Annotated in this window: 18 protein-coding genes; 12 read left to right on the top strand and 6 right to left on the bottom strand. The window is 46.3% G+C overall.

Annotated features, from left to right (window positions below):
* The first annotated feature begins 103 nt into the window (after positions 1-103).
* The 3 genes from NSS66_RS11250 (at position 104) to NSS66_RS11260 (ending at position 3,499) form a co-directional block, all read left to right on the top strand.
* Positions 104-658, top strand: a complete 555-nt coding sequence (locus NSS66_RS11250; RefSeq protein ID WP_023990922.1) for a TetR/AcrR family transcriptional regulator — start codon at positions 104-106, stop codon at positions 656-658.
* A 195-nt stretch (positions 659-853) separates the two neighbouring features.
* Positions 854-1,564 carry an MBL fold metallo-hydrolase gene (locus NSS66_RS11255; RefSeq protein ID WP_075154919.1) on the top strand — a complete coding sequence of 237 codons (711 nt, stop codon included), beginning with the start codon at positions 854-856 and terminating at the stop codon, positions 1,562-1,564.
* A 276-nt stretch (positions 1,565-1,840) separates the two neighbouring features.
* Positions 1,841-3,499, top strand: coding sequence for a glycosyltransferase 87 family protein (locus tag NSS66_RS11260; protein ID WP_340959095.1), 1,659 nt, complete (start codon positions 1,841-1,843; stop codon positions 3,497-3,499).
* Between the two features lie 130 nt (positions 3,500-3,629).
* On the opposite strand, the gene NSS66_RS11265 is transcribed toward NSS66_RS11260, so the two are convergent.
* The 4 genes from NSS66_RS11265 to NSS66_RS11280 all read right to left on the bottom strand — a co-directional run bounded on the left by NSS66_RS11265 (position 3,630) and on the right by NSS66_RS11280 (position 7,034).
* The gene (locus NSS66_RS11265; protein WP_340959096.1) at positions 3,630-4,334 is read right to left on the bottom strand and encodes a Crp/Fnr family transcriptional regulator; all 705 of its coding nucleotides are present in this window, start codon (positions 4,332-4,334) and stop codon (positions 3,630-3,632) included.
* Between the two features lie 61 nt (positions 4,335-4,395).
* Positions 4,396-4,566, bottom strand: a complete 171-nt coding sequence (gene rd, locus NSS66_RS11270) for a rubredoxin (protein WP_007432984.1) — start codon at positions 4,564-4,566, stop codon at positions 4,396-4,398.
* Between the two features lie 2 nt (positions 4,567-4,568).
* Positions 4,569-5,762, bottom strand: coding sequence for an NAD(P)/FAD-dependent oxidoreductase (locus NSS66_RS11275; protein WP_340958950.1), 1,194 nt, complete (start codon positions 5,760-5,762; stop codon positions 4,569-4,571).
* Positions 5,763-5,798: 36 nt separating this feature from the next.
* Positions 5,799-7,034 (bottom strand): FprA family A-type flavoprotein, encoded by a 1,236-nt coding sequence (locus NSS66_RS11280; protein WP_340958951.1) that lies wholly within the window; start codon positions 7,032-7,034, stop codon positions 5,799-5,801.
* A gap of 224 nt (positions 7,035-7,258) precedes the next feature.
* On the opposite strand from NSS66_RS11280, the gene NSS66_RS11285 reads away from it, so the two are divergent.
* From NSS66_RS11285 to NSS66_RS11320, 8 genes are all read left to right on the top strand, one after another.
* On the top strand, positions 7,259-7,600 hold the full coding sequence (locus NSS66_RS11285) for a cupin domain-containing protein (protein WP_025721355.1): 342 nt from the start codon (positions 7,259-7,261) through the stop codon (positions 7,598-7,600).
* Between the two features lie 113 nt (positions 7,601-7,713).
* On the top strand, positions 7,714-8,487 hold the full coding sequence (locus NSS66_RS11290) for a class I SAM-dependent methyltransferase (RefSeq protein WP_028540834.1): 774 nt from the start codon (positions 7,714-7,716) through the stop codon (positions 8,485-8,487).
* A gap of 273 nt (positions 8,488-8,760) precedes the next feature.
* Positions 8,761-10,392 carry a response regulator transcription factor gene (locus tag NSS66_RS11295; RefSeq protein WP_264454405.1) on the top strand — a complete coding sequence of 544 codons (1,632 nt, stop codon included), beginning with the start codon at positions 8,761-8,763 and terminating at the stop codon, positions 10,390-10,392.
* On the top strand, positions 10,389-12,152 hold the full coding sequence (locus tag NSS66_RS11300) for a sensor histidine kinase (RefSeq protein WP_264454406.1): 1,764 nt from the start codon (positions 10,389-10,391) through the stop codon (positions 12,150-12,152). Before NSS66_RS11295 ends, NSS66_RS11300 begins: the two co-directional genes overlap by 4 nt.
* A gap of 211 nt (positions 12,153-12,363) precedes the next feature.
* Positions 12,364-14,031, top strand: coding sequence for an ABC transporter substrate-binding protein (locus NSS66_RS11305; RefSeq protein ID WP_023990912.1), 1,668 nt, complete (start codon positions 12,364-12,366; stop codon positions 14,029-14,031).
* Between the two features lie 14 nt (positions 14,032-14,045).
* Positions 14,046-15,026, top strand: a complete 981-nt coding sequence (locus tag NSS66_RS11310) for an ABC transporter permease (RefSeq protein ID WP_023990911.1) — start codon at positions 14,046-14,048, stop codon at positions 15,024-15,026.
* A 420-nt stretch (positions 15,027-15,446) separates the two neighbouring features.
* On the top strand, positions 15,447-16,370 hold the full coding sequence (locus NSS66_RS11315; protein ID WP_028540826.1) for a carbohydrate ABC transporter permease: 924 nt from the start codon (positions 15,447-15,449) through the stop codon (positions 16,368-16,370).
* Positions 16,371-16,431: 61 nt separating this feature from the next.
* Positions 16,432-18,564, top strand: coding sequence for an endo-1,4-beta-xylanase (locus tag NSS66_RS11320; protein ID WP_340958952.1), 2,133 nt, complete (start codon positions 16,432-16,434; stop codon positions 18,562-18,564).
* A 142-nt stretch (positions 18,565-18,706) separates the two neighbouring features.
* Here NSS66_RS11320 and hxlB read toward each other — a convergent pair whose 3' ends face one another.
* Together hxlB and hxlA are read right to left on the bottom strand one after the other, a co-directional pair.
* A complete protein-coding gene (gene hxlB / locus NSS66_RS11325; protein ID WP_264454407.1) occupies positions 18,707-19,264 on the bottom strand; it encodes a 6-phospho-3-hexuloisomerase in 558 nt (185 codons plus the stop codon).
* A 5-nt stretch (positions 19,265-19,269) separates the two neighbouring features.
* A complete protein-coding gene (gene hxlA, locus NSS66_RS11330; protein WP_013312540.1) occupies positions 19,270-19,905 on the bottom strand; it encodes a 3-hexulose-6-phosphate synthase in 636 nt (211 codons plus the stop codon).
* 561 nt (positions 19,906-20,466) lie between these two features.
* Between hxlA and NSS66_RS11335 the strand changes: the two genes are divergently transcribed.
* Positions 20,467-21,342, top strand: a complete 876-nt coding sequence (locus tag NSS66_RS11335; RefSeq protein WP_023990907.1) for a hypothetical protein — start codon at positions 20,467-20,469, stop codon at positions 21,340-21,342.
* The last annotated feature ends 156 nt before the right edge of the window (positions 21,343-21,498 follow it).

Here is a 21,498-nt window from a genome sequence, read left to right on the forward strand (position 1 = left end):
TTAGTAAGTATAAGCCCGCTTAATATATGGAACAACCAACAATTAAATGAGAATGTTGTTATAGAAACAAAAATTGAAATGTGCCAAATAAGGAGGGCAGAACGTGGGGACAAAAGTAAAAAATATGCGAATGACACATACAAAGAGATCGTTGATTAACGCTTTTGTTAATTTAGTGAATGAAAAGGATTTTGAAAAGATAACAATAGCAGATCTAACAAAAGGGGCCCAAGTGAATCGTGCTACATTTTATGCACATTTTAATGATAAGTACGAAATGTTGGATTACATGATTGACGACTCTGCTTCGAACGTCATTGAAAAACGAACATTAGGAGTAGTAGAGTTCGATCAGGACACCATAAATCAACTCGTTCTAGCAGTATGTGACTTTCATCAACAACCGAAAATTCAATGTCGCCGTAGCTATTTAAGTCTTGCGCCTCTGTTGAAAGAAAAAATGTTAATTGAGCTGAAAAAATATTTAGTGAAAAGTTTAGATAACATATGTACAGACTCAGAGAAGAGTTTTTATGTACCTATTTATGCCAATATCATACATGAGGCTGGTTATTTATGGGCATCTGGAAATACTCCGTTTGATAAAGAGGAAATAGCCAAGAAGGCTTCGTTATTAATAACAGGAGGAAAAGGTTAATTCTTGTTGTGAGAGGCATCCCCGGGGGCAGAGTCCTGGGGATGCTTTTTGCTGTTTTCTCAGTATGATCGTCCCCGTAGCAGTTCCAGCTCCAACTCCGGCTGAATAGCAGCAAAAATATTTGCTTAAAACTAATTATATTATTTATAATACTAATATGATTAGTTTATAATTAAGACAAGGAGATGAGCTAAAATGCGTATTGTTCAGGTGCAGCATGTGTATCAATTGACGTTTATGCCCCGGCTGTTCCCAGTGAACTGTTATTTGGTGGAGGAGAAAGAGGGGCTCACCTTGGTAGATGCCGGATTGCCATACAGTACCCGTGGTATAGCGCAGGCTGCGGCGCAGATCGGGCAGCCGATTATTCGAATTGTACTTACCCATGCCCATGGGGATCATGTGGGTGCGTTGGATAAGCTCAAGGCAAGGTATCCTGACGCGCAAGTGTTCATTTCAAGGCGGGACGCACCGCTGCTACAGGGCGATGTATCGTTGGAGGCAGGAGAACCGGATACTCCTATTCGAGGCGATGTACCGAAGCATATCCTTACCCAGCCTGACGTTTTACTGGAGGATGGGGATCATGTAGGTTCGCTGTTGGCGATCAGCGCACCAGGACATACGCCGGGCTCGATGGCATTTTTGGATACTCGTACCCGTGCGTTGATTGCAGGCGACGCCTTCCAGACCCGAGGTGGTATAGCGGTATCGGGAAGGCTTAAGCCGCTGTTTCCTTTTCCGGCACTGGCTACCTGGAACAAGGGATTTTCGCTGAAAAGCGCCAAAAAGCTGGTGAGTTTCAATCCATCTTTATTAGCTGTCGGTCACGGTAACATGCTGAAGCATCCACAATCTCAGCTGGAAAGGGCGATTATGGAGCTGGAACGACAAACTTCAGTGTGATGATTCGGTATTCAGCCAACATTCAGCCAGAACTCACAAAGTCCTAAGCTAAGGCAGATACAATATGGGAAAATAGAAACAGAGAGAGGTGCATCGGATTTGAACGTTTGGAAAGCGAACGGTCTGAAATATATACTTCTATTTAGTCTCATATTGTTTGCTGTCGCTAGTGTCGTTTCGTTATGGAGTTATTCAGGTAGTTCTGCGTCCCAGTCTGCGGCTGTTAGACAGGGCCCATCCGGCGGGTTCGGAGGAGGAAGCGGACCTGGTGGAGGTATGGGAGGACCGGGGCAACGTCCTTCTGACGGTCAGACCGCGGGGAACCGTGGAGCAGGAAATGTAGGACAGTATCAGGGGACGACAGAGCAAACTACCAACTCCTCCACTGAGGGAACATCGACATCGGGTGACAAAGGTACAACGGCCGGGAATGATACGTCTTCGGGCGGCAGTGGTGTTGCCAGAGACGGACAGCACAGAGGGCCCGGTGGCATGTCTGGTAACGGATCTGGCATGGGCGGTCCTGGCGGTGGTATGGGTGGTGGAAGAAGTGGCAACTCCTCATCTGCTTATGCTACTCCGCTGGCGATTTTCGCCGCTTTGTTCTTCGGTGCATTCGTGTTTATTGCATACCGTTTTCGGGCTCGTGAATGGAAGCTCGGGGAACGTAATCGGGGACTGATGCTGTGGACAGTGCTGGGTGTGGGGTTCTTTTTAAGAATGGCGATCGCCCCATGGATCTCGGGTCATATGGATTTAATGCTATTCCGGAACTGGGCTACGACAGCAGCGGATAGCTTATCGGGCTTTTACACGAACGGATCAAGTGATTATCCGCCGTTCTATATTTATATTTTATATGTGATCGGTCAAATCGGCTCTACGGATGCTTTCAGTCCCTACATGTCCGTACTGCTGCGGCTTCCCAATATATTAGCCGATATCGTGACAGCGTACATGCTGTACCGGTTGGCAAGCAAACGGGTCGGCTATGGAATAAGCCTTGGATTGGCTATATTCTACGTGTTTAACCCAGCTGTATTTATCAATTCGACCTTCTGGGGGCAGGTGGATTCTTTCTTTACTATGCTGATTGTGGGCATGATTGTGCTGCTTGTGGAAAACCGGGTCGGCTGGTCAGCCGTATTGTTTACGGTAGCCGTATTGATGAAGCCGCAGGGAATTATTTATGGGCCTGTTTTGTTCTTTGAGCTGCTGAGACAACGTAAAATACAGCCTTGGCTGTTGTCCATTGGCGGTGCCGTTGTGACGACCATTCTGGTCATATTACCATTTTCGTGGGGGCAGGAGCCGTTATGGCTACTTGACCTATACAAGGGAACGGTCGGCGAGTATCCGTATGCTTCGGTGAACGCATATAATTTCTTTGCACTGATCGGTGGCAATTATACGCAGGACACTACAACATTGTTCCTGTTCAGTTACCATACATGGGGTATGATCTGCATTGTGCTGGTGACTCTGTTTACGTGGTGGATGTATATCCGCAGTCGCAAACCACAATTTACAGCGGCAGCTGCACTGGTGCTCATTGCAGGTGTATTTACCTTCGCTTCCAGCATGCATGAACGGTACTTGTTCCCTGCGGCCGCGTTAGCTGTACTGGCGTATCTGTATTTACGAGACCGCAGATTTTTGTGGCTTGCGGGTGGATTCAGTCTTACGATTTTCCTAAACACCTTCGATATTTTCTATAGCTCCAACTCTCGGGATCAATACGGTATTATTTTGTGTGTGACATCATTGTTGAATGTGTTGTTGTTTGGGTATTTGGTCAAAGTAGTGTGGGATTGCTCCAAATCGACCACGATTGAGACTGCCCCTCCCAAGGACATGCTTCCATCGGAGTCACCTTCAGGGAAACTTATATGGGGTGCGTCTTCCCCAAGTGTGAACACAACAATTGATAGTTAGTGGAGTATAAAATACGGTAAAAACCGCCCCTTAACGAAATGGAAGTGGTTGATAGATCAACTACAATCCATAAGTTAAAGAAGCGGTTTTTTGTTGTCCTCATGTTAGAGTAACATTGTATCTATGTGTCTCAATCCATATATTCGTTCAGTTTCTGTACATCGCAGATGGTAATCTCTCTTGTACCCTTGCTATGAATAATCCCCAGCTGTTCAAATTTTCCGAATTTGCGACTGATGGTTTCGCGGGTAACACCCACATAATTAGCCATTTCCTCGCGTGAAAGGGGGAGGTTTATTTTAATGTAGGAACCATCCGGCTTGCCGTATTTATGTCCAAGCTCAAGAATCATATAGGCGATGCGGATTTCCGGGTCTTTGGTAGCTAGGCTTTGAGCCAGGTTTTCGGTATGTGCCAAGCGTTTAGTAATGGTTTTGAGCAGCTTCAAAGAGATATCGGGATTGTCGCGGATCAACTGCTCCATATCATCCTTGGTGAGCATACAAATATCAGTATCTTTTAAGGCATACGCACTAAAGTTACTCAGCTCATCGCTGTTAAATATGTTCAACTCGCCAAAAAAATCGCCAGTTGTCAGAATGTGCAGAATTTGTTCTTTCCCCTGAGGTGTCATTTTCAGCAGCTTCACATGTCCACTTTTAATAATGTACAGCGTATCGGAAGCCTGCTCCTCCACAATCAAGGCCTCGCCTTTCTGATATTTTCGGTGTCGGATCATGGAGCTGACCTTACACAAATCTTCGCAGGGCAAAGAGGAAAAGATAGGCACTTTGCGGGCACAGGGCTCCTTTTCGCACTGGCAGGGGCAGGACATCTCATTCACATTCATTCACTCCATTCATAAACCGGAAACTACAGGTTATAGCGCATGGTTGTTATTCTGTATCATCTATTGGGGCAAAATGACTTTGATCCTCACCACAGACTGGACAAACCCAGTCTTCTGGAAGATCCTCAAACGCTGTACCGGGCATAACGTCTTCATCGGGGTCACCGATAGCAGGATCATAAATGTATCCACAGGGCTGACATACATATTTTTTCATCTCTAGTTCTCCTTGTCATTCAAAATTTTTGTAAGCTCTGGTGCGTCCGGTTTGAGTCCCTGCATGATGGCTGTTTTGTATGGTAGTGAAGCAAGGGCATCTCCAAAGCCAATCACGCCGCAGATAGAGCCGTTTTGTATGAACATACGTGTATAAGAAGCTTGATTTTTAGTAATCAGGCTGGTGTCGCAGACTTGTTCATCTACTAGACCGATGGAAAAGAGAGGAGATTCATAGCAGTTCGAAAGGGTTACAGGGAGGGGACGCTGATAGCTGACGGATGCGCCCGCCATATTAGCGCCTGCTATTTTTCCCTGCTCCATTGCGCTTTCCCATAACCCATCTACTCTACTCTGAAATTCGGCTGCATCACCTGCTGCATAGATATTGGCGGAGCTGGTCTCCATCTGCGCATTCACCAGTATGCCTTGTCCAATATCAAGGCCGATTTGGCAAGCAAGCTCCGTATTCGGTACAATTCCGATAGAGTACACGACATGCTCGCAGGGGATAACAGAGCCGTCCTGTAGTTCCACACCTTCTACGTGATCTGTGCCTTTAATACGTTTTACGCCTTGCCCAAGGTGTACTTGAGTACCCTGTTCGGTCATCCGATCGGTCAAAATAGCGGAGGCCTTTTCATCTAGCTGACGGGCAATAAGCCGATGCGAAGCTTCCAGTATGGTTACAGCATACCCTGCTTGCTGGAAGGACCAGGCGGTTTCCACGCCTTGAATACCGCCGCCGATGATACATATCCGGTCTCCCTGTCGCAATTCCGCTTTAAGGCGATCTGCATCTTGTCGAAAACGGATATTGTGAACGTTCCTTAGAGAAGCCCCATCCAGCACAAGCTTACGGTTGTGAGCTCCTGTACACAGCAGCAGCTTGTCATAAGCAACGGTTTGTCCATCTATTGTTTTGATAGTACAGTCCTCAGGATGTATCTCGGTTATCCTGATGCCGGAATACACATGAATTCGTTGATTGGCAAACCATTTTTCCTTTTTGATCAGGATTTTGTCACTGTGCAAATCAGTGAATAGTCCCTTGGAAAGTTTAACTCTGTTATACGGAAAGGATGCTTCCTCTCCGTAAATAGAAATTTCGGCCAGATCATCATGATCTCTAATCGCTTTTGCCGCGTTGACGGCGGCGACACTGCCTCCGATAATAACGTAATGTTGGTTACCCATTCAGTATCTCTCCTATTCGCTATACGCTACTGTGTTTTAAATAACACTAAGCAGTAGATCTGAGACAAATTCAGCGGCATTTTTAATTTTTTTCACTTTTTCAACTTCTGTAGGAGAGAAACGAATACGTACCGGGAATTCCACATGGGTCATACCCGTTGATTTGATTACATCTGAAGTGCTTTGGACCTTCATATTAGTACCATTCAAGTAATCCTGTACAACTTCAATGGCTTCTCCGCTCCAGCCGTAGGAACCAAAGGCAGCAGCCAGCTTGCCTTCCAGATTCATCTTTTGCATTTGTTGCAATAGGTCTTCCAATTTGCCTGTCATGTCGGCATATTTGGTAGAGCTACCGACGAAAACAGCATCTGCTGAGGCAATACTCTTCAATATTTCCGTTCCATCCGCTTTATCCACGTCCCATAGCTCCACCTTGATTTGGTTCTCCAAAAAGCAGTCTTTCAGGATGTTTGCCATTTTTTTAGTGTTATTTTTGAGGGTGGCATAGACAATCGCTACTTTTTTATCCTCCTTGGTTTCGGTACTCATAGAGGCGTACAAATCAATAAACTTGGCAATATCATGTCGGATCGCGAAGCCGTGGGAAGGTGCAATCATCTCAATTTCCAGATCGGCAACAGCTTCGATTAATGTGCGCACATATCTGCGATGTGGATGAATAATAGCCTGATAGTATCCGATAAAGTCCTCGGTGATATCAAAACCAGCCTCATCGGCAAATAGATGCTCTACAGCCACGTGTGTACTGAAAATATCGCAAGGGAACAAGATTTTATCTTCTATACAATACGTAATCATGGTTTCTTCCGTATGCAGATAAGGAGTTTCTTTGAACAGCAGCGTTTTGCCTCCAATGTCCAGTTGATCCCCATCCTTGATTACGAGGAAGTTGCGATGCTGAAGCTTGTACATTTGTTGAATTTCCGGAACGGCAATCTCAGTGCAGACAATCGTAGCGTTCGTTGCCTTGGAAGCAAGTGCCGCCAATCCGCCCGAGTGATCTGGTTCCGTGTGATTGACGATGATATATTGAATATCCAATGGATCGATCAATTCGGTTACAGCTTCGGCAAATTCTCTACCGAACGCCATATCTACGGTATCCACAATGGTTGGTTTTCCAGTTTTCAATAGATATGCATTATAGGTTGTACCCTTAGATAATGTAAGACGATGAAAGGGTACCTCACGGTCATCAATTTTTCCTACCCAATAAATATCCTTTGCCAGCTTGAATCCAGGCTTCATATGGAATAACCTCCTGCTTGTTTTGTTTATCTAACACAATTTGATTCTAGTTGGATGTGTCGATGAAAAAGATGATTGAAATCAAATTTTTAAATATTTTAAAAGTATTTTTACTTAAATTTAGTTTTGTGATTGCAATCACAAGGCGAGCGAAATAATCCAATACAATAAAGGTATTAATCCATCTTAAGCAAATTTAATTTCAAACAGGAGCGTGAACTAATATGAAAAAATCAAACCTCATTCAATTTCAGGAATATAAAGAAGCTGCGTTTACAAAACGAATTGTGCATAAGGAAGCCGACAATGTAATTTTTATTCTCAACTTTACTCCTAATGCCGAGCTACCAACACATAATCACCCAGGAGCGAATGTATATTTGCTTGTTCTTGAAGGCAGCGGGACTGTAACTGTGAACGGCGAAGCAACGGAAGTTGTCCAAGGGGATATCATTCATGTTACGGGAGATGAGCACTTTTCCTATCGTGGCGGTGCAGAGGCGAATTCCAGTCTGCATGTAGTGTTGACCCAAACGCCAAGTGAAAGCTATGCGCAGAACATATAAAAGAGGACACAGCAGCAACATGCTCATATAAAAAAAAGAAAATAGTTATTTTTTTTCACTCGTATTGATAATGAATATCATTATCAAATTTTAAGGAGAGGTGTTAATAGCCAATGCAGACAGTAGATTACAAACAGGTGCCAGGGCACTGGATATTAGCAAGTCTCGGTAAGCGCGTGCTTAGGCCCGGAGGGTTAAAAACAACACGTTGGATGATAGAGGGACTTGACGTAACCGGGCAGGATGAGGTTATTGAGTTTGCCCCCGGATTGGGTATAACTGCCCAAATCACACTGCGGCTTAATCCCCGTCGTTATATTGCGATTGAACAGAATGAGAAGGCGGCTTCTATCGTAAAAACGTATGCAAGCGGAGCAAACCGGGAAGTTATTATTGCCGATGCTGAACAGGTTCCGTTGCCGGATGCCTCTGCGACGGTGGTATATGGGGAAGCCATGCTGACGATGCACACAAGAGCCAAGAAAGCGCAGATTATTTCGGAAGCCAGGCGGCTTTTGAAAACGGGCGGAAAGTATGCTATTCATGAGATGTGCCTTGCTTCTAACCATATTGAGCCTGCGCTCAGAAAACAAATTTACAAGGATTTGGCTACAGCCATGAGAGTTAATGCGACACCGTTGACGGTGTCAGAGTGGGAACAGCTGCTGAAAGAGGAAGGCTTTAAGGTCGTTAAAATCTATACGGTTCCCATGCACTTATTGCATCTGCCACGTATCATTCAGGACGAGGGCTGGTTGAGATTTGGAAAAATCGCCTTTAACCTTATGCGTAACCATGCTGCCCGGACAAGGGTTATGGGTATGCGCAAGCAGTTTGTAAAGTACGCCGACCATCTGCAAGCGGTCAGTATCATCGCTGAGCGATAGCCTGAATTCACGAATAAGAGAATAATAAAAGCTTTTTACGCAATAGCAAAAAAGGAGACGAACCCCTATTCAGGGATTCGTCTCCTTTTTGTATATTTGCTGCTTTGGCTTGGCTGCTGGAGTGCGCATGCTTTGCACCCCTCTATTCGTCATATAATAGGTATAACGAAAATTTCCAATTTCTGATGTTTTACATTACCATATTGACTGAGATCATTGGAATAGTTAACTAAAATAATAAAATAGGCATACTTCAAAAGGAGGAAGCGTGTTATGAAGCTGCATCGAGCCATTGTGGTGGATGATGAAACCTTTACTCGCAAAGGGCTGCTTCAACTCATGGATTGGCAAGCCTGTGGTTTTGAAATCGTAGGAGAAGCTGATAACGGTGAGGATGCGCTGGAGCTAATCAGCCGTATTCACCCGGACCTGGTCATTACCGATATTCGTATGCCTGTGCTGGACGGATTAGAGCTGATCCGGTCTGTGCTCGAACAGAGTACAGAACATCCCGCGTTTATTATCTTAAGCGGTTATAGTGATTTTGCTTATGCGCAGCAGGCAATCCGCTATGGGGTTCATGATTTTATGCTTAAGCCGATTGATGAGGGTGACTTTTCGGCTACACTGCGCAAGCTGAGTGAAAGACTGCATCGTGAACAACAGAATGCACAACGATATCAGAATCACCATGCAGGTGGGCTGTTAGAGACTGTGATGATGAACCCAGTGGATGATGTAGTGGTGACACAGTGGGAGCAGCAGCTGCGGCTTGGGGAAGCCACGTATATGTACTATGTACTCGTCGAGCTGAATGACCAACATCCCTGGCGCTCCGGTGACGATGGTGTCATGCTATCACTTTTTCAGTTCAGGGAGCTTATAGAGCAAGCGCTTCATCGTTTAATGGATGGCAAGTACCCTCTCTATGTTCATGAGCATCGTAACCGGATTGGTCTTATCGTACCGGACTTCTTTTTGGGGTGTTTTGAAGGCAAGGTCGAAGTTTTTATGAAAGCGCTACAACGAGAGATAGAGGGGATGAAGACACTAAAAGGTCAGCTGGGAAGTCGGGTTTTCGTTTATGCAGGAAAGCCTGTGAATCGGTTGCAGGATATCCAGCAGTCCTACGCCTGTGCAAAGGAAGCAGTGCTCCATAAATACATTTATGACAATAGCGGTATTGTTGTATATCTACGGGAGGGAATGCCACCACTTCACTATAAGACCATCCCTCAGGACGTACTGGATCGCTTGACGGAACAAGTTGAGGAACTGCGGTTGGATGAGCTGCGTGTGGCCGTGGATTATTTATTTAGTAGTTTTCGGGAGGAGTGTTATGCACCTGAGGCTATGAAAATGAGTCTGCATCAATGCTTACTTAGTATCGTTCGGGTCATTCAAAACATGCAGGGAAATGAGCGCTCACTTCAGTCACTAGAACCGATGATGAACTGGCAGGACATGAACCTGTCCCTGGGTGAACTACAGCGATTGTTTACAGCTTTTGCAGAGGAAAGTGGAAGGTATATTGGGGTTCTGCGCAAGGATTGTCAGCAAGGAGGCATCCAGCACATCCGTGCTTACATTGAGCAGCATGCCGCCGAGAATATAAGCCTGAAAAGTATTGCGGCTCGCTTTTACATGAACCCGGTATACCTCGGTCAATTGTTCAGGAAAACGTATGGTGTGTACTTTAACGAATTTCTGCTGAAATTGCGTGTTCAGGAGGCGAAACGCTTGTTGCGGCAGACGGATCTGCGGATTTATGAAATTGCTGAGCGCGTGGGCTTCGGCAGTTCAGACTATTTTGTTACCCAGTTTGAAAAGATGGCGCACGCCACGCCTAGTGAATACCGCAATAGCCTGAGTATTGGCGACGAGCCAGAGAGGGCCAGCGAATGAAGATGCTGAGAACGACTCTTGATCATGTGCGATTGCGGGATAAAATGCTGCTGCTTTATTTTCTCTGTGTTTTCACGCCTGTAGTGCTGACCAATCTGATTTTTTACCATGTCACCTCGCAAAACGTGAAGGAACAGCGTATGCAGGATATTTCGCGCGCACTGGAACAGATTAAAATTGAATTTTACCGTGAATTTGAAGATGCGATGGAAATCTCGTCTATCTTTTATACTGATCATCAGCTCAATGAGGTATTGGAAGAAACATATCCCCACCCTGCTGACTATATCGCCGCTTATGACTCTTATTTACGTCATATCTTGAACAACACTTACAGTCCTGCATACCATTCCGTAGGTGGAATTACGATCTACACCAATAATTCAACGCTGCTGAATTCCGGGGGAATCAGCTTTATAGATGAGGGAGTCAGAAGTTTGCCCTGGTATACCAAAATCTCGCCTGGACGCCAGTCCAAGCCTATATTTGTACGTACCGATGACAGCACAGGTGAACAGATGTACCCTTTTAGCCTGATTCGGCGGATGAACTACTTTTATTCCCAAAATGGTCGTGAAAAAATACTGAAAATAGAACTGCGAATGTCGTCCATTCGGGAGATTTTCAATAACCTGAATTTGCAGGGAAGTCTCTTTCTGCTGAACGAACGAGGGGGAATCGAATATACAACGGACCCCAAAGTGGATATAAACCACAAACATGTAGCCTATAACACTCTCAAGCTGCCCGAGGACACGATGGAGTTCAAGACGAATTATGTGCTTACGAGCAATCTGAATGGCTGGAGCATTGTGGCTGCGGTATCGAGAGATGCAGTGCTGTATGAAATGCAGGAATCTCGCAATTTTGTGCTCTTGTTAACCTGTGTAAATATGCTGCTGCCTACATTAATCATTATTTGGATTACACGTTCGTTGAACGTGAGGATTCATCGTATTTTAAAGCACATGAAGAAGGTGAAAAACCAGCATTTTGAGCTGATTCGCGGTACAGAGTCGCGAGATGAAATCGGGCAATTAACAGGTGAGTTTAACCGAATGACGTTGAAAATAAAGCGACTGATTAACGATGTTTATATGGCCGATATTCAGCGAAAAAATCTGGAAATTCAGCGCAGACATGCCCAGTTGAATGCACTTCACAGCCAGATCAACCCGCATTTCCTGTTCAATGCGCTGGAGACGATTCGCATGCGGAGCTTGATGAAGCATGAGGATGAGACAGCGCGCATTATTCATAACATGGCACGGATTTTCCGCAATTCGCTGGTGTGGAACAAGGATCGGGTTACTTTGCGGGAGGAGCTGGAGCTGATCCGTTGTTTTCTGGAAATCCAGCAATATCGCTTTGGTGAGCGAATACAGTACGAAGTGCAAGCGCGCTCTGAAGACCTGGACAATCTGCTTCCCAAAATGGTCGCGCTGACACTGGTTGAAAATGCAAGCATCCACGGCATTGAGCCGCTAAAGCATGGGGGACGCATTGAGATACATTTTGAGCATGAGGAAGGACAACTGATTCTAACGGTTCGGGATGATGGGGTGGGCATGTCTGAGGAGCAGGTACAACGCTTATATGGTTACATGCAAAGGCAGGAAGAAATGGGTGAGCGTATAGGTCTACAAAATGTCATCTATCGTCTAAAACTTTACTACGGGAGCCGCTTTGAGCTTGCCATTCGCAGCGCACCCGGCGACGGTACGGAGATTCGAATTAGGATTCCTGCGGATCGGGAGTGAGGGTAGACAGCAACGCCTATTTTGCTTTGAAGGACCTTTACCTATAGTTTTCTAAGTAACACCTTTAGATTGACAGGTGAACGAAATGAACAGCATTTTATAAAATGAAAGTGCTTACAATTTAGGGAGTGCGGGATTTTCAGTGCTTGAGGTACGTGCGCACGATATTCACACACAATCGACAAAAGAGGACGAAAGGGGAGGGTCTGGCATGACAAGCAAAAGGTTCGGAATCATCACTCTGGTAATGGTTATGATGGCGTCTATGATCGCTGCTTGCTCAGGGAGCTCGGGCAAGGAGCCAGCGTCAGGAGATAGCAAGGAGAAGGTCACATTCACGTATTTTAATGCCACTGCGGGGAGGGACATTAATACCAAAGAAACGCGGATCGGCAAAATCCTGGAGGATCAGACGGGGGTAAACTGGAAGCTGGAGCATTTGGTGGGTGATTCCAATACGAAGATCGGTACATTTATTGCCAGTAACGATTACCCGGATGTGATAGTACCGGATGGCACGATCGATAAGCTGCTGGATGCCGGGGCTTTTATTCCCCTGAATGATTTGATCGACAAGTATGGACCGAATATTAAGCGTGTATATGGACCGTACTACAACTTGATGAAGGCAGAGGATGGGAACATTTACTTTCTGCCGCTCAGTGCGGTGGTAGGCGATTATTTACCTGCGCCTAACTTAGAGCAAGGAGCCTTTTGGGTGCAACGCAGGGTATTAAAAGAAGCGGGATATCCAAAAATCAAAACACTTGACGAGTATTTAGCCCTGATTCGTAACTATGCGAAAAAGCATGCAGATGAGGGATTGACTGGGTACCTGGCGTTAACCACGCAGGATAGGTTTTATGCTCTTACGAACGCACCGATGCATCTGGCAGGCTATCCGAATGATGGCGGCACGATTATTGATATGAAAACACACCGGGCCACGGATTATGGAGATATGGAAATCACAAAGCGGTATCTGAAAGAGCTAAATCAGCTCAATGTAGAAGGCCTATTTGATAAATCGTCCTTTGTGGACAATTACGATCAATATCTGGCGAAGCTGACTTCGGGTAAGGTGCTGGGCTTTTTCGACTACCGCTGGCAGGCGGGGCAGGCCCTGAATAATCTGCAGGAGGCTTCCAAGCAATCGGGCAATGATGATATGGAGTATATAGGGCTGCCTGTTGTATACGACCAGAATATAAAGGATCAGTACATTGATCCGTCGTCATTCGTTAATAACCGAGGCATAGGAATTACGGTCAGTGCCAAGGACCCGGTACGTATCATCAAATTTTTTGACAACCTGCTGACCGACGAAAACCAGGTGTTATCCAACTGGGGAATCAAGGGAGAAACCTATGATGTAGATAAAAAAGGACGCTTTTACCGGACTGAGGAGCAAATTAAGCAGACTGGTCAGGACGCGTTCCGCGAATCATTCGGGTTCAAATATTTTGAATACAGTTGGCCGCGATACGGTAGCGGTTCTACCCTGCCTGACGGCAACTCCGTTGGTGCCGGACGGCAGCCGGAGGTTGCGCGTATGTCCTACACCGAGGGAGATAAAAAGCTACTAAAAGTCTATGGTGTAGAGTCCTTCTCGCAAATGTTTTCCGCACCAGACGAGCGCCCATGGTATCCGGCCTGGAGTATCCCAATTGCTCAAGGTTCACCTGCGCAGCTCTTCCAGCAAAAGAAGGGGGACCTGCAGCGCAAATATTTCCCGCGTTTGGTGCTGTCTGCACCGGAGCAGTTTGATGCGATTTGGAGTGAATACACTACTGAATTTAACAAGCTGGATGTAAAGGCGTATGAGGAGCTGATCACGAAGGAGGTTGCCAAAAAAATCGAGAATCCCGGTAAAAAATAAAGGAGGAACCAGCTATGGGCCACTCGTCACCACCAGCAGTCACGATCTCCCCGGATCAGTTGCCGCCCTCGCGGCGAACCGGCTTTAGGGGATTTATGCACAAGCTGAATCAGCAACGGGCACTGGTATGGATGTCCGTCCCTTTTTTAATCTGGCTGTTTATCTTCAAGTATTTGCCCATCTGGGGCTGGACAATTGCCTTTCAGGATTTTAAGCCTGCCCGCAAGTTGCTCGATCAGCAATGGGTCGGATTAAAACATTTCCATTTTCTATTTCAGGATGAACACTTTCTGCGGGTCATGCGCAATACGCTGGCGATGAGCTTTATTAATCTGGTGCTGGGCTTTGTCACCGCTATAACATTAGCGATTTTGCTGAATGAGCTTCGCCAGCTCGTATTTAAGCGGGTGGTACAGACGATCAGCTATCTACCGCATTTTATTTCGTGGGTGGTCGCGGCTAGCATCATCAGTACGGCGCTGTCTGCGGATGGCGGCATCATCAATGAGGTGCTGATGTGGCTGGGGTTGATTAAAGAGCCTATTCTGTGGCTGGGCGAGGGAAGCTATTTTTGGGGCATTCTCGGTGCATCGGAGGTATGGAAAAATGTCGGCTGGAACACCATCATTTATTTGGCCGCGATGACGATGATTGATCCCTCGCAGTATGAAGCGGCCGAGATGGATGGAGCAGGGCGTTTTCAGCGAATTTGGCATGTGACATTACCCGGATTGAAGCCTGTATTTATCATCCTGCTCATTATGAACATCGGCAATCTGCTGGAATCCGGCTTTGAGCCGCAATACTTACTGGGCAACGGTATGAACGTGGATTACTCGGAGAATCTGGATATTTTCGTGCTGAAATATGGTATCCAGATGGGTAATTTCTCGCTTTCCATTGCTGCGGGGATGTTCAAAACGGTGGTCAGCTTCATCTTACTGTTTAGCGCCAATCATATTGCGAAGCGGTTAGGGGAGGAGAGATTGTTCTGAGAAAAGAGTGAGTTATGGTGGGGGGACGGCCGCTTCGCGTGCGGATTGTTCTTCCGATCGCTGTTATCCCCGTATTCCTTTTTATCATAAAACATTCGAGGCTGGAATCCGGGGCTAGCTTATGCTTACGATGCGAGCTTTCCTCTGGAAAGCTTTTAGCCGAACGCTCCGCTTCTTCAGAACAATTCCGCCCGCTCCGCTGTTGCCCGCCATAAAGTCACTTTTTTAAGAACTGAGGGTAGTGGCAAGAGGAGAGCTTAAGGAAGACGCGTGACTCGCGCTTCCTTGGGCGTCATGATAGCTGGCTCAGCTTCGCTATCGCCATTAGAGGCTGTTTTTTAGGACTGTGCTATTCGAAGGAGATAGCAGAGGGTGCGCGATCCAAATGCCTAAACTATTTTTTAGAAAGGAGCGGAAGTCATGGGCAAAGGGAAGGCCGTACACGGGCGATTTCGGGCCCCCTCGGATCGAATTTTTGATGCGTGCAATATCGTGTTTATGCTCTGTCTGATGGTGTTCACGCTGTATCCGTTTTTAAATACGCTGGCGGTTTCGTTGAATGAAGCGAATGATTCGATTCGGGGCGGGATCTATTTGTGGCCGCGTGAATTCACGTGGAGTAATTATGAATATGTGTTCAAGGAAGCGACGATTTTCCATGCTACGCTGATTTCTGTATTACGTACGGTTGCGGGTACGGTGACCTCTGTGTTTTGCTGCGCGATGGTGGCGTATACGATCAGCCGGCCGGAATATGTGCTGCGCAAATTCGTTTCAATTGCTTTCATTTTAACGATGTATTTTAGCGGAGGATTGATTCCGAACTTTCTCCTGATTCGTGAGCTTGGGATGCTGGGGACTTTCTGGGTGTATGTCGTGCCGGGATTGATCGGGGTGTTTAATGTGATTGTCATTCGCTCCTTTATTGAGGGATTGCCGGAAGGGATTTTAGAGTCGGCGCGTATTGACGGGGCTGGGGAGTTTGCCACTTTTATGCGCATCGTTTTGCCGCTGTGTGTTCCCGTACTGGCGACGGTGTCGCTGTTTACAGCGGTCGCGCAATGGAATTCCTGGTTCGATGTGTTTTTGTACAATTCGTCATATGAGCAATGGAGCACTCTTCAATATGAGCTGATGAAAATACTGCAAAATTCCAACACGTCTGTTAACACTCAGGACTATGCGAGCCAATTCGCTGGTTCGGAAAATCTGGCGAAGTCGGTCACGCCTACCTCGATTCGGGCCACGATGACGATTGTCGCTTCAGTGCCTATTATTTTAGTTTATCCTTTTTTGCAAAAATACTTTGTGAAGGGTATGACCTTGGGAGGTGTCAAAGGATAGTAACTGAAATCCAATGGTGCCCAATACGAATTCAAAAAATTTGAGTGCGGGAGGGATTGCTTTGCGGCCATGTTGGGTTAAGCCTTTTTGTCTGGTGCTGGCTGGAGCGCTGTTGTTATCGCCTGTTGGTTGGTGGGGAGCGTCTGTAGCGAAGGCAGCTACGTCTATAGAACATTCCCCGCCCGTTGCGGATACGGTGCTGTCAGCGGGTGATATCCATAAGACCATTGGAACGTATGGATTTGAGCAAGGAAACAGCGATGGCTGGAAGCCTCGGGGAACTTATACCCAAATTGCATCCGTCACGGAAGCAGCATATGGCGGCACGCACAGTCTGAAGGCAACCGCCCGCACAGCGGCTTGGAACGGGGCGGAGCTGGATGTGAAGTCGCTGTTGCAGCCGGATGTAGAGTATGAAATTAGTGGCTATGTGAAGCTAGATGGTCATTCTGCGGTTCCGAGCATGGTTAAACTTACAGTGGAGCAGCAGCCGACAGGTGGGACTACGACATGGAAGACGGTAGCGCAGACGGAGACGGCGGATACATCGTGGATCAAACTTCAGGGGAAATATACTTTTACCGGGGGGATGGATGCATTGAAGCTGTATGTGGAAAGCTCGAATCCCGCGCAGGCCTACTATGTGGATGAGGTAGAAATAACACAGGTATCGAAGACGCCAACGGAGCCGGCCAATGGTATCGTATCCGGGTTTGAAGATGGTACGGCTCAAGGATGGGTGTCCCGTATGGGAGCCGAGACCGTGCAGGTTTCGAATGCCGATGCACGAACCGGCTCATACAGTCTGCTGACAACAGGCAGACAAAAGACATATGCCGGCCCCAAGCTGGATGTGACTGCTACGATGCAAAAGGGCAGCCGATATACGGTCAGTGCCTGGGTGAAGCTGGCGCTGGGTGAGCAGCCTGCCAAGGTGAGGCTCAGCATACAGCGTGATCACCAAGGGGATAGTGCGTATGAAACTGTTGTAGGCGACACGGCTACTACGACAGGGGGATGGATGCATTTGTCTGGTACGTATACGCTTGCGCATGATGCAGACACCGTTTCTATGTATTTGGAAACGGCAGAAGGAACGTCTTCCTTTTATATGGATGATTTCGAGCTGTCACTTGTACCGCCGCTGGCTATTGAAAAGGACATTCCTTCTTTGCATGGATTATATGGGGGACAGTTTAGCATTGGCACGGCGATTGAAGCTTTCCAGACCGAAGGGGCTTACGGAGAGTTGGTACAGAAGCATTTTAACAGCGTCGTTGCAGGGAATGCGATGAAGCCAATCTCCTTACAACCGTCCGAGGGACAGTTCCATTGGGAGGAAGCAGACCAAATTGTGCAGTTTGCTAGACAGCATGGACTAGAGATTCGCTTCCATACTTTGGTGTGGCATAACCAAACTGGAGATTGGATGTTCAAGGATAAGAATGGACAGCCGATGACGCCGACTGCTGAGAATAAAAAGCTTTTGCTGGATCGGCTGGAGACGCATATTCGCGCTGTTGCAGCCCGATATAAAAATGTCATCACCGATTGGGATGTGGTGAATGAGGTCATTGATCCTGATCAGCCGGATGGCATGCGCCGCAGCAAGTGGTATCAGATTACTGGTACTGATTATATTGAAAAAGCATTCCGTGTTACGAGGGAAGCGGCGGGCCCGAACGCACGACTATTCATTAACGATTACAACACACATGAGCCGAAGAAACGGGATTTTCTGTACAATTTGGTACGTGATCTGCTCGCTAAAGGCGTACCGATTGACGGGGTAGGCCACCAATCGCATATCCGCCTGGAGTTTCCCGCTATTAGCGAGATTGAGCAGTCCATAGAAAAGTTTGCTTCGCTTGGTCTGGATAATCAGATTACCGAGCTGGATATGGGTCTTTATTCCAATGACACAGATCGCTATGAAACGATTCCAGAATCTATGCTGATCCGGCAGGCTCACCGCTATCGGGCGCTGTTCGATATGTTTTCAAGGCAGCAGAATCATATCAGCAATGTGACGATTTGGGGTACGGATGATGGAAATACGTGGCTCAGCACGTTTCCGATAGCCCGGCTGGATAAGCCGCTACTATTCGACGAACGGTTAAAGGCCAAATATGCCTATTGGGCACTTGCTGATCCGTCCAAAGTCCCGTCGTTGCCAGCAGGGAACAGCGAATAAATGGTTTGAATACATGCCGGGCTTGTTTTGCCTTATTCTATGCTGTATCGAACGTCGCCTTATACAAGCATAAAAGCAGGCTGTCCTTCACATGTGACATGTAAAGGACAGCCTGCTTTGTTATCGTAAAGGAATTACATTTTTATTCCAAATTGGCGTGTTGGCCAAACATAGATTTGGAGGTCAGCTTGCGCAGCTCCATCGTTCTGAGTACCAATGCGTCACCGTATAACAGCAGGGTTTGCTCAAACAATGAGCCCATAGGCTGAATCGTTTGGTAGTCCTTGTTGGACGGGTCCTTGGCCGCACCAGGCAGCTTGACGATGATATCGGCCAGTTTGCCAATGGTGGAACCCGGGGAAGTGGTTAGAAGCGCTAGAGAGGCCCCAAGTTTCTTTGCTTTTTCTGCCATGGAGGTCAGGCTTTTGGTTTCACCAGAGCCTGAACCAATAATGAGTAGGTCGCCCTCGCCCAAACCAGGAGTTACGGTTTCCCCGACCACGTAAGCTTGAACCCCCATATGCATCAGCCGCATCGCCAGCGAGCGAATCATGAACCCTGAGCGGCCTGCACCTGCCACGAATACCTTATTCGCAGCGGCGATGGAGTGGATCAGCTGCTCCGATTCTGTATCACTGATCAATTGTGGAACCAATTGCAGCTCCTTGAGTACCTCGGATAAATATTGAGAGGTTTCCATTGGGATTAACCTTGTTTGATGAGCTGTTGCATTTGGGAAGCTACAGCCTTTTTGTCGTCCTCGCCAGTGATACCACCGCCGACGATAACCAGATCCGGTTGAGCCTTTACGACCTCAGCCAAGGTGCTCAGTTTAATACCGCCAGCCACGGCAGTTTTGGAGTTTTTCACGACTTTTTTGACGGTTTGCAGTGCTTCGAACGGGCTCTGTCCTTCAGCTTGCAGATCGTAGCCTGTATGCACACAGATGTAGTCAACGCCCAGAGCGTCGATTTCTTTTGCACGTTGCTCCAGGTTTTTAACACCGATCATGTCCACCAGGATTTTTTTGCCGCCTTGTTTTTTCGCTTCTTCTACTGCACCTTTAATTGTTGCATCTTCAGCTACAGCCAAAATCGTAACGATATCTGCACCAGCCTCGGAAGCTTTTAGCACTTCATAGCCCCCTGCATCCATAACCTTCAGGTCAGCCAGCACTTTCAGATTCGGGAATGCTTCTTTCATTGCTTTTACTGCATGAAGTCCTTCATTGATGACAATCGGTGTACCGATTTCTACGATATCAATATACGACTCTACTTCTTTTACCAATGCAATACCTTGCGGGATATCTACTAAGTCTAAAGCCAATTGAAGTTCCATGTTATTAACTTCACTCCTTAAGTGAATTTATATTTTGATGAACAGGTACATGCTCTGTTGAGTATTACTCTATACTTTGGTTTCATGCACAGGTTTGATTGTAAGGCCCCGATATCCGATTGAAAAGTACGCACTAATTCGTAACGTAGTTACCCCGACGATACTATAGCATCATAAAAACCATTCATGAGAGAGCCTGCATTTTGTCTTCTTTAGCATTATTTCTATAAGGGGAGTCGGTTATTCGTAACCAAGGATTTTGCAAAAATCCCATAAGCGACTTCCAATGAACAAGATATAGATCGAAATGGTTTAGTTCGTCTATATATTGCACTTCGGAGCGACTGGAATCGAATTTTGCAAAATCCATAACCATACACAGCAATGTAAGGTTGCAAAAAAAGAAGGTAGCGATGATTAAATTGACTTCAAGTTAGGTTTTGACTATATTTGTAATATACTGGTATGCAAAAAAATGGAGGCTAAGAGCATAACTACCCTGAAGAGTAGCCGCTGTGCTAAGGGGTAATCGCAATTTTCAGGATAGGGAGGCGGGTTTTAGTGGAAGAGGTCCTGAACCAAAGGGAAGCCATTTATTTGTTGTCGGACAGCCACGAACTCGATAAAGCTTGTGAGTTGTTTAGAATCAGCTACACACATAATGATTGGGATGAAGCGAACAAAGTAGCAGATTATCTGCATACGTTGGCTGAAAGCCTGTATCACACCCAACTGAGAAATGCTGCAGACGGCAAGTATGAGACATTGGACACCAAACACCCGCTAGTGTTTTATTATGCTTACAGTTATCTGGCGAAGTCTATTTACTATCAGAATATGGGAAAGTATGAGGAAGCCAGAAACTATATTATGAAGTATAGCGAAATGGGCTGGTTTATGGGGCTGGATCAGAGCGGTCACGAAGAAGTAGAGAGATTCCGTTTCCTCGCCAAGGCCAATTTATTTACGATTGAATTACTTTCGGGGAGAAGGGAACTTTTGCCTGAGTACGTTCAATTTCTTCACGACAATGAAGAGGAGCTACTTCCAGGATTGGTTGGTATTGCCGAAGCGGCTAACTTGAATAATTGGAATATAGACGACCTGCTGAACGATTTTGCTGATGATATTAAGATATTTGAAGGTTATGAAGATAGAGCAAACCGCGTATATTATTTAAAACTGGTCAACCAGTTGGCCATTTACCATTTCAAGAAGAAGCAATACTCTGTTGCCTTAAATTATGTCCTTGATTCTCTGCAATTCTCTGCCAGTGTAGAAGCGGATGCCGATTTCAGGACATTGGTTGCTCTGTTTGAAACTTATCGAGATTTGGCAACACCATCACAGCAAGAGCAATACCAAACCATTTTATTAAGGGGGCTTCATAATGAAAAAGGCATTAATCTCGGTAACTATGGTCTTGGCGTTTCTTAGTATTGCTCTTCCGGTGGGAAATATTTTGGGAGGGTTAGACCCAGTGTTTCCTTCAAATCATGGTGTTTTTTCTTATACTGCTTGAGTTTCAGATTTAGACCATCAAGCCCGATAGGGCTTTTGTACATAAAGGGAGCACACTTTTACGCATTTTGC

The organism is Paenibacillus sp. FSL R10-2748, assembly GCF_038005565.1.
Taxonomy (GTDB): Bacteria; Bacillota; Bacilli; order Paenibacillales; family Paenibacillaceae; genus Paenibacillus; species Paenibacillus polymyxa_B.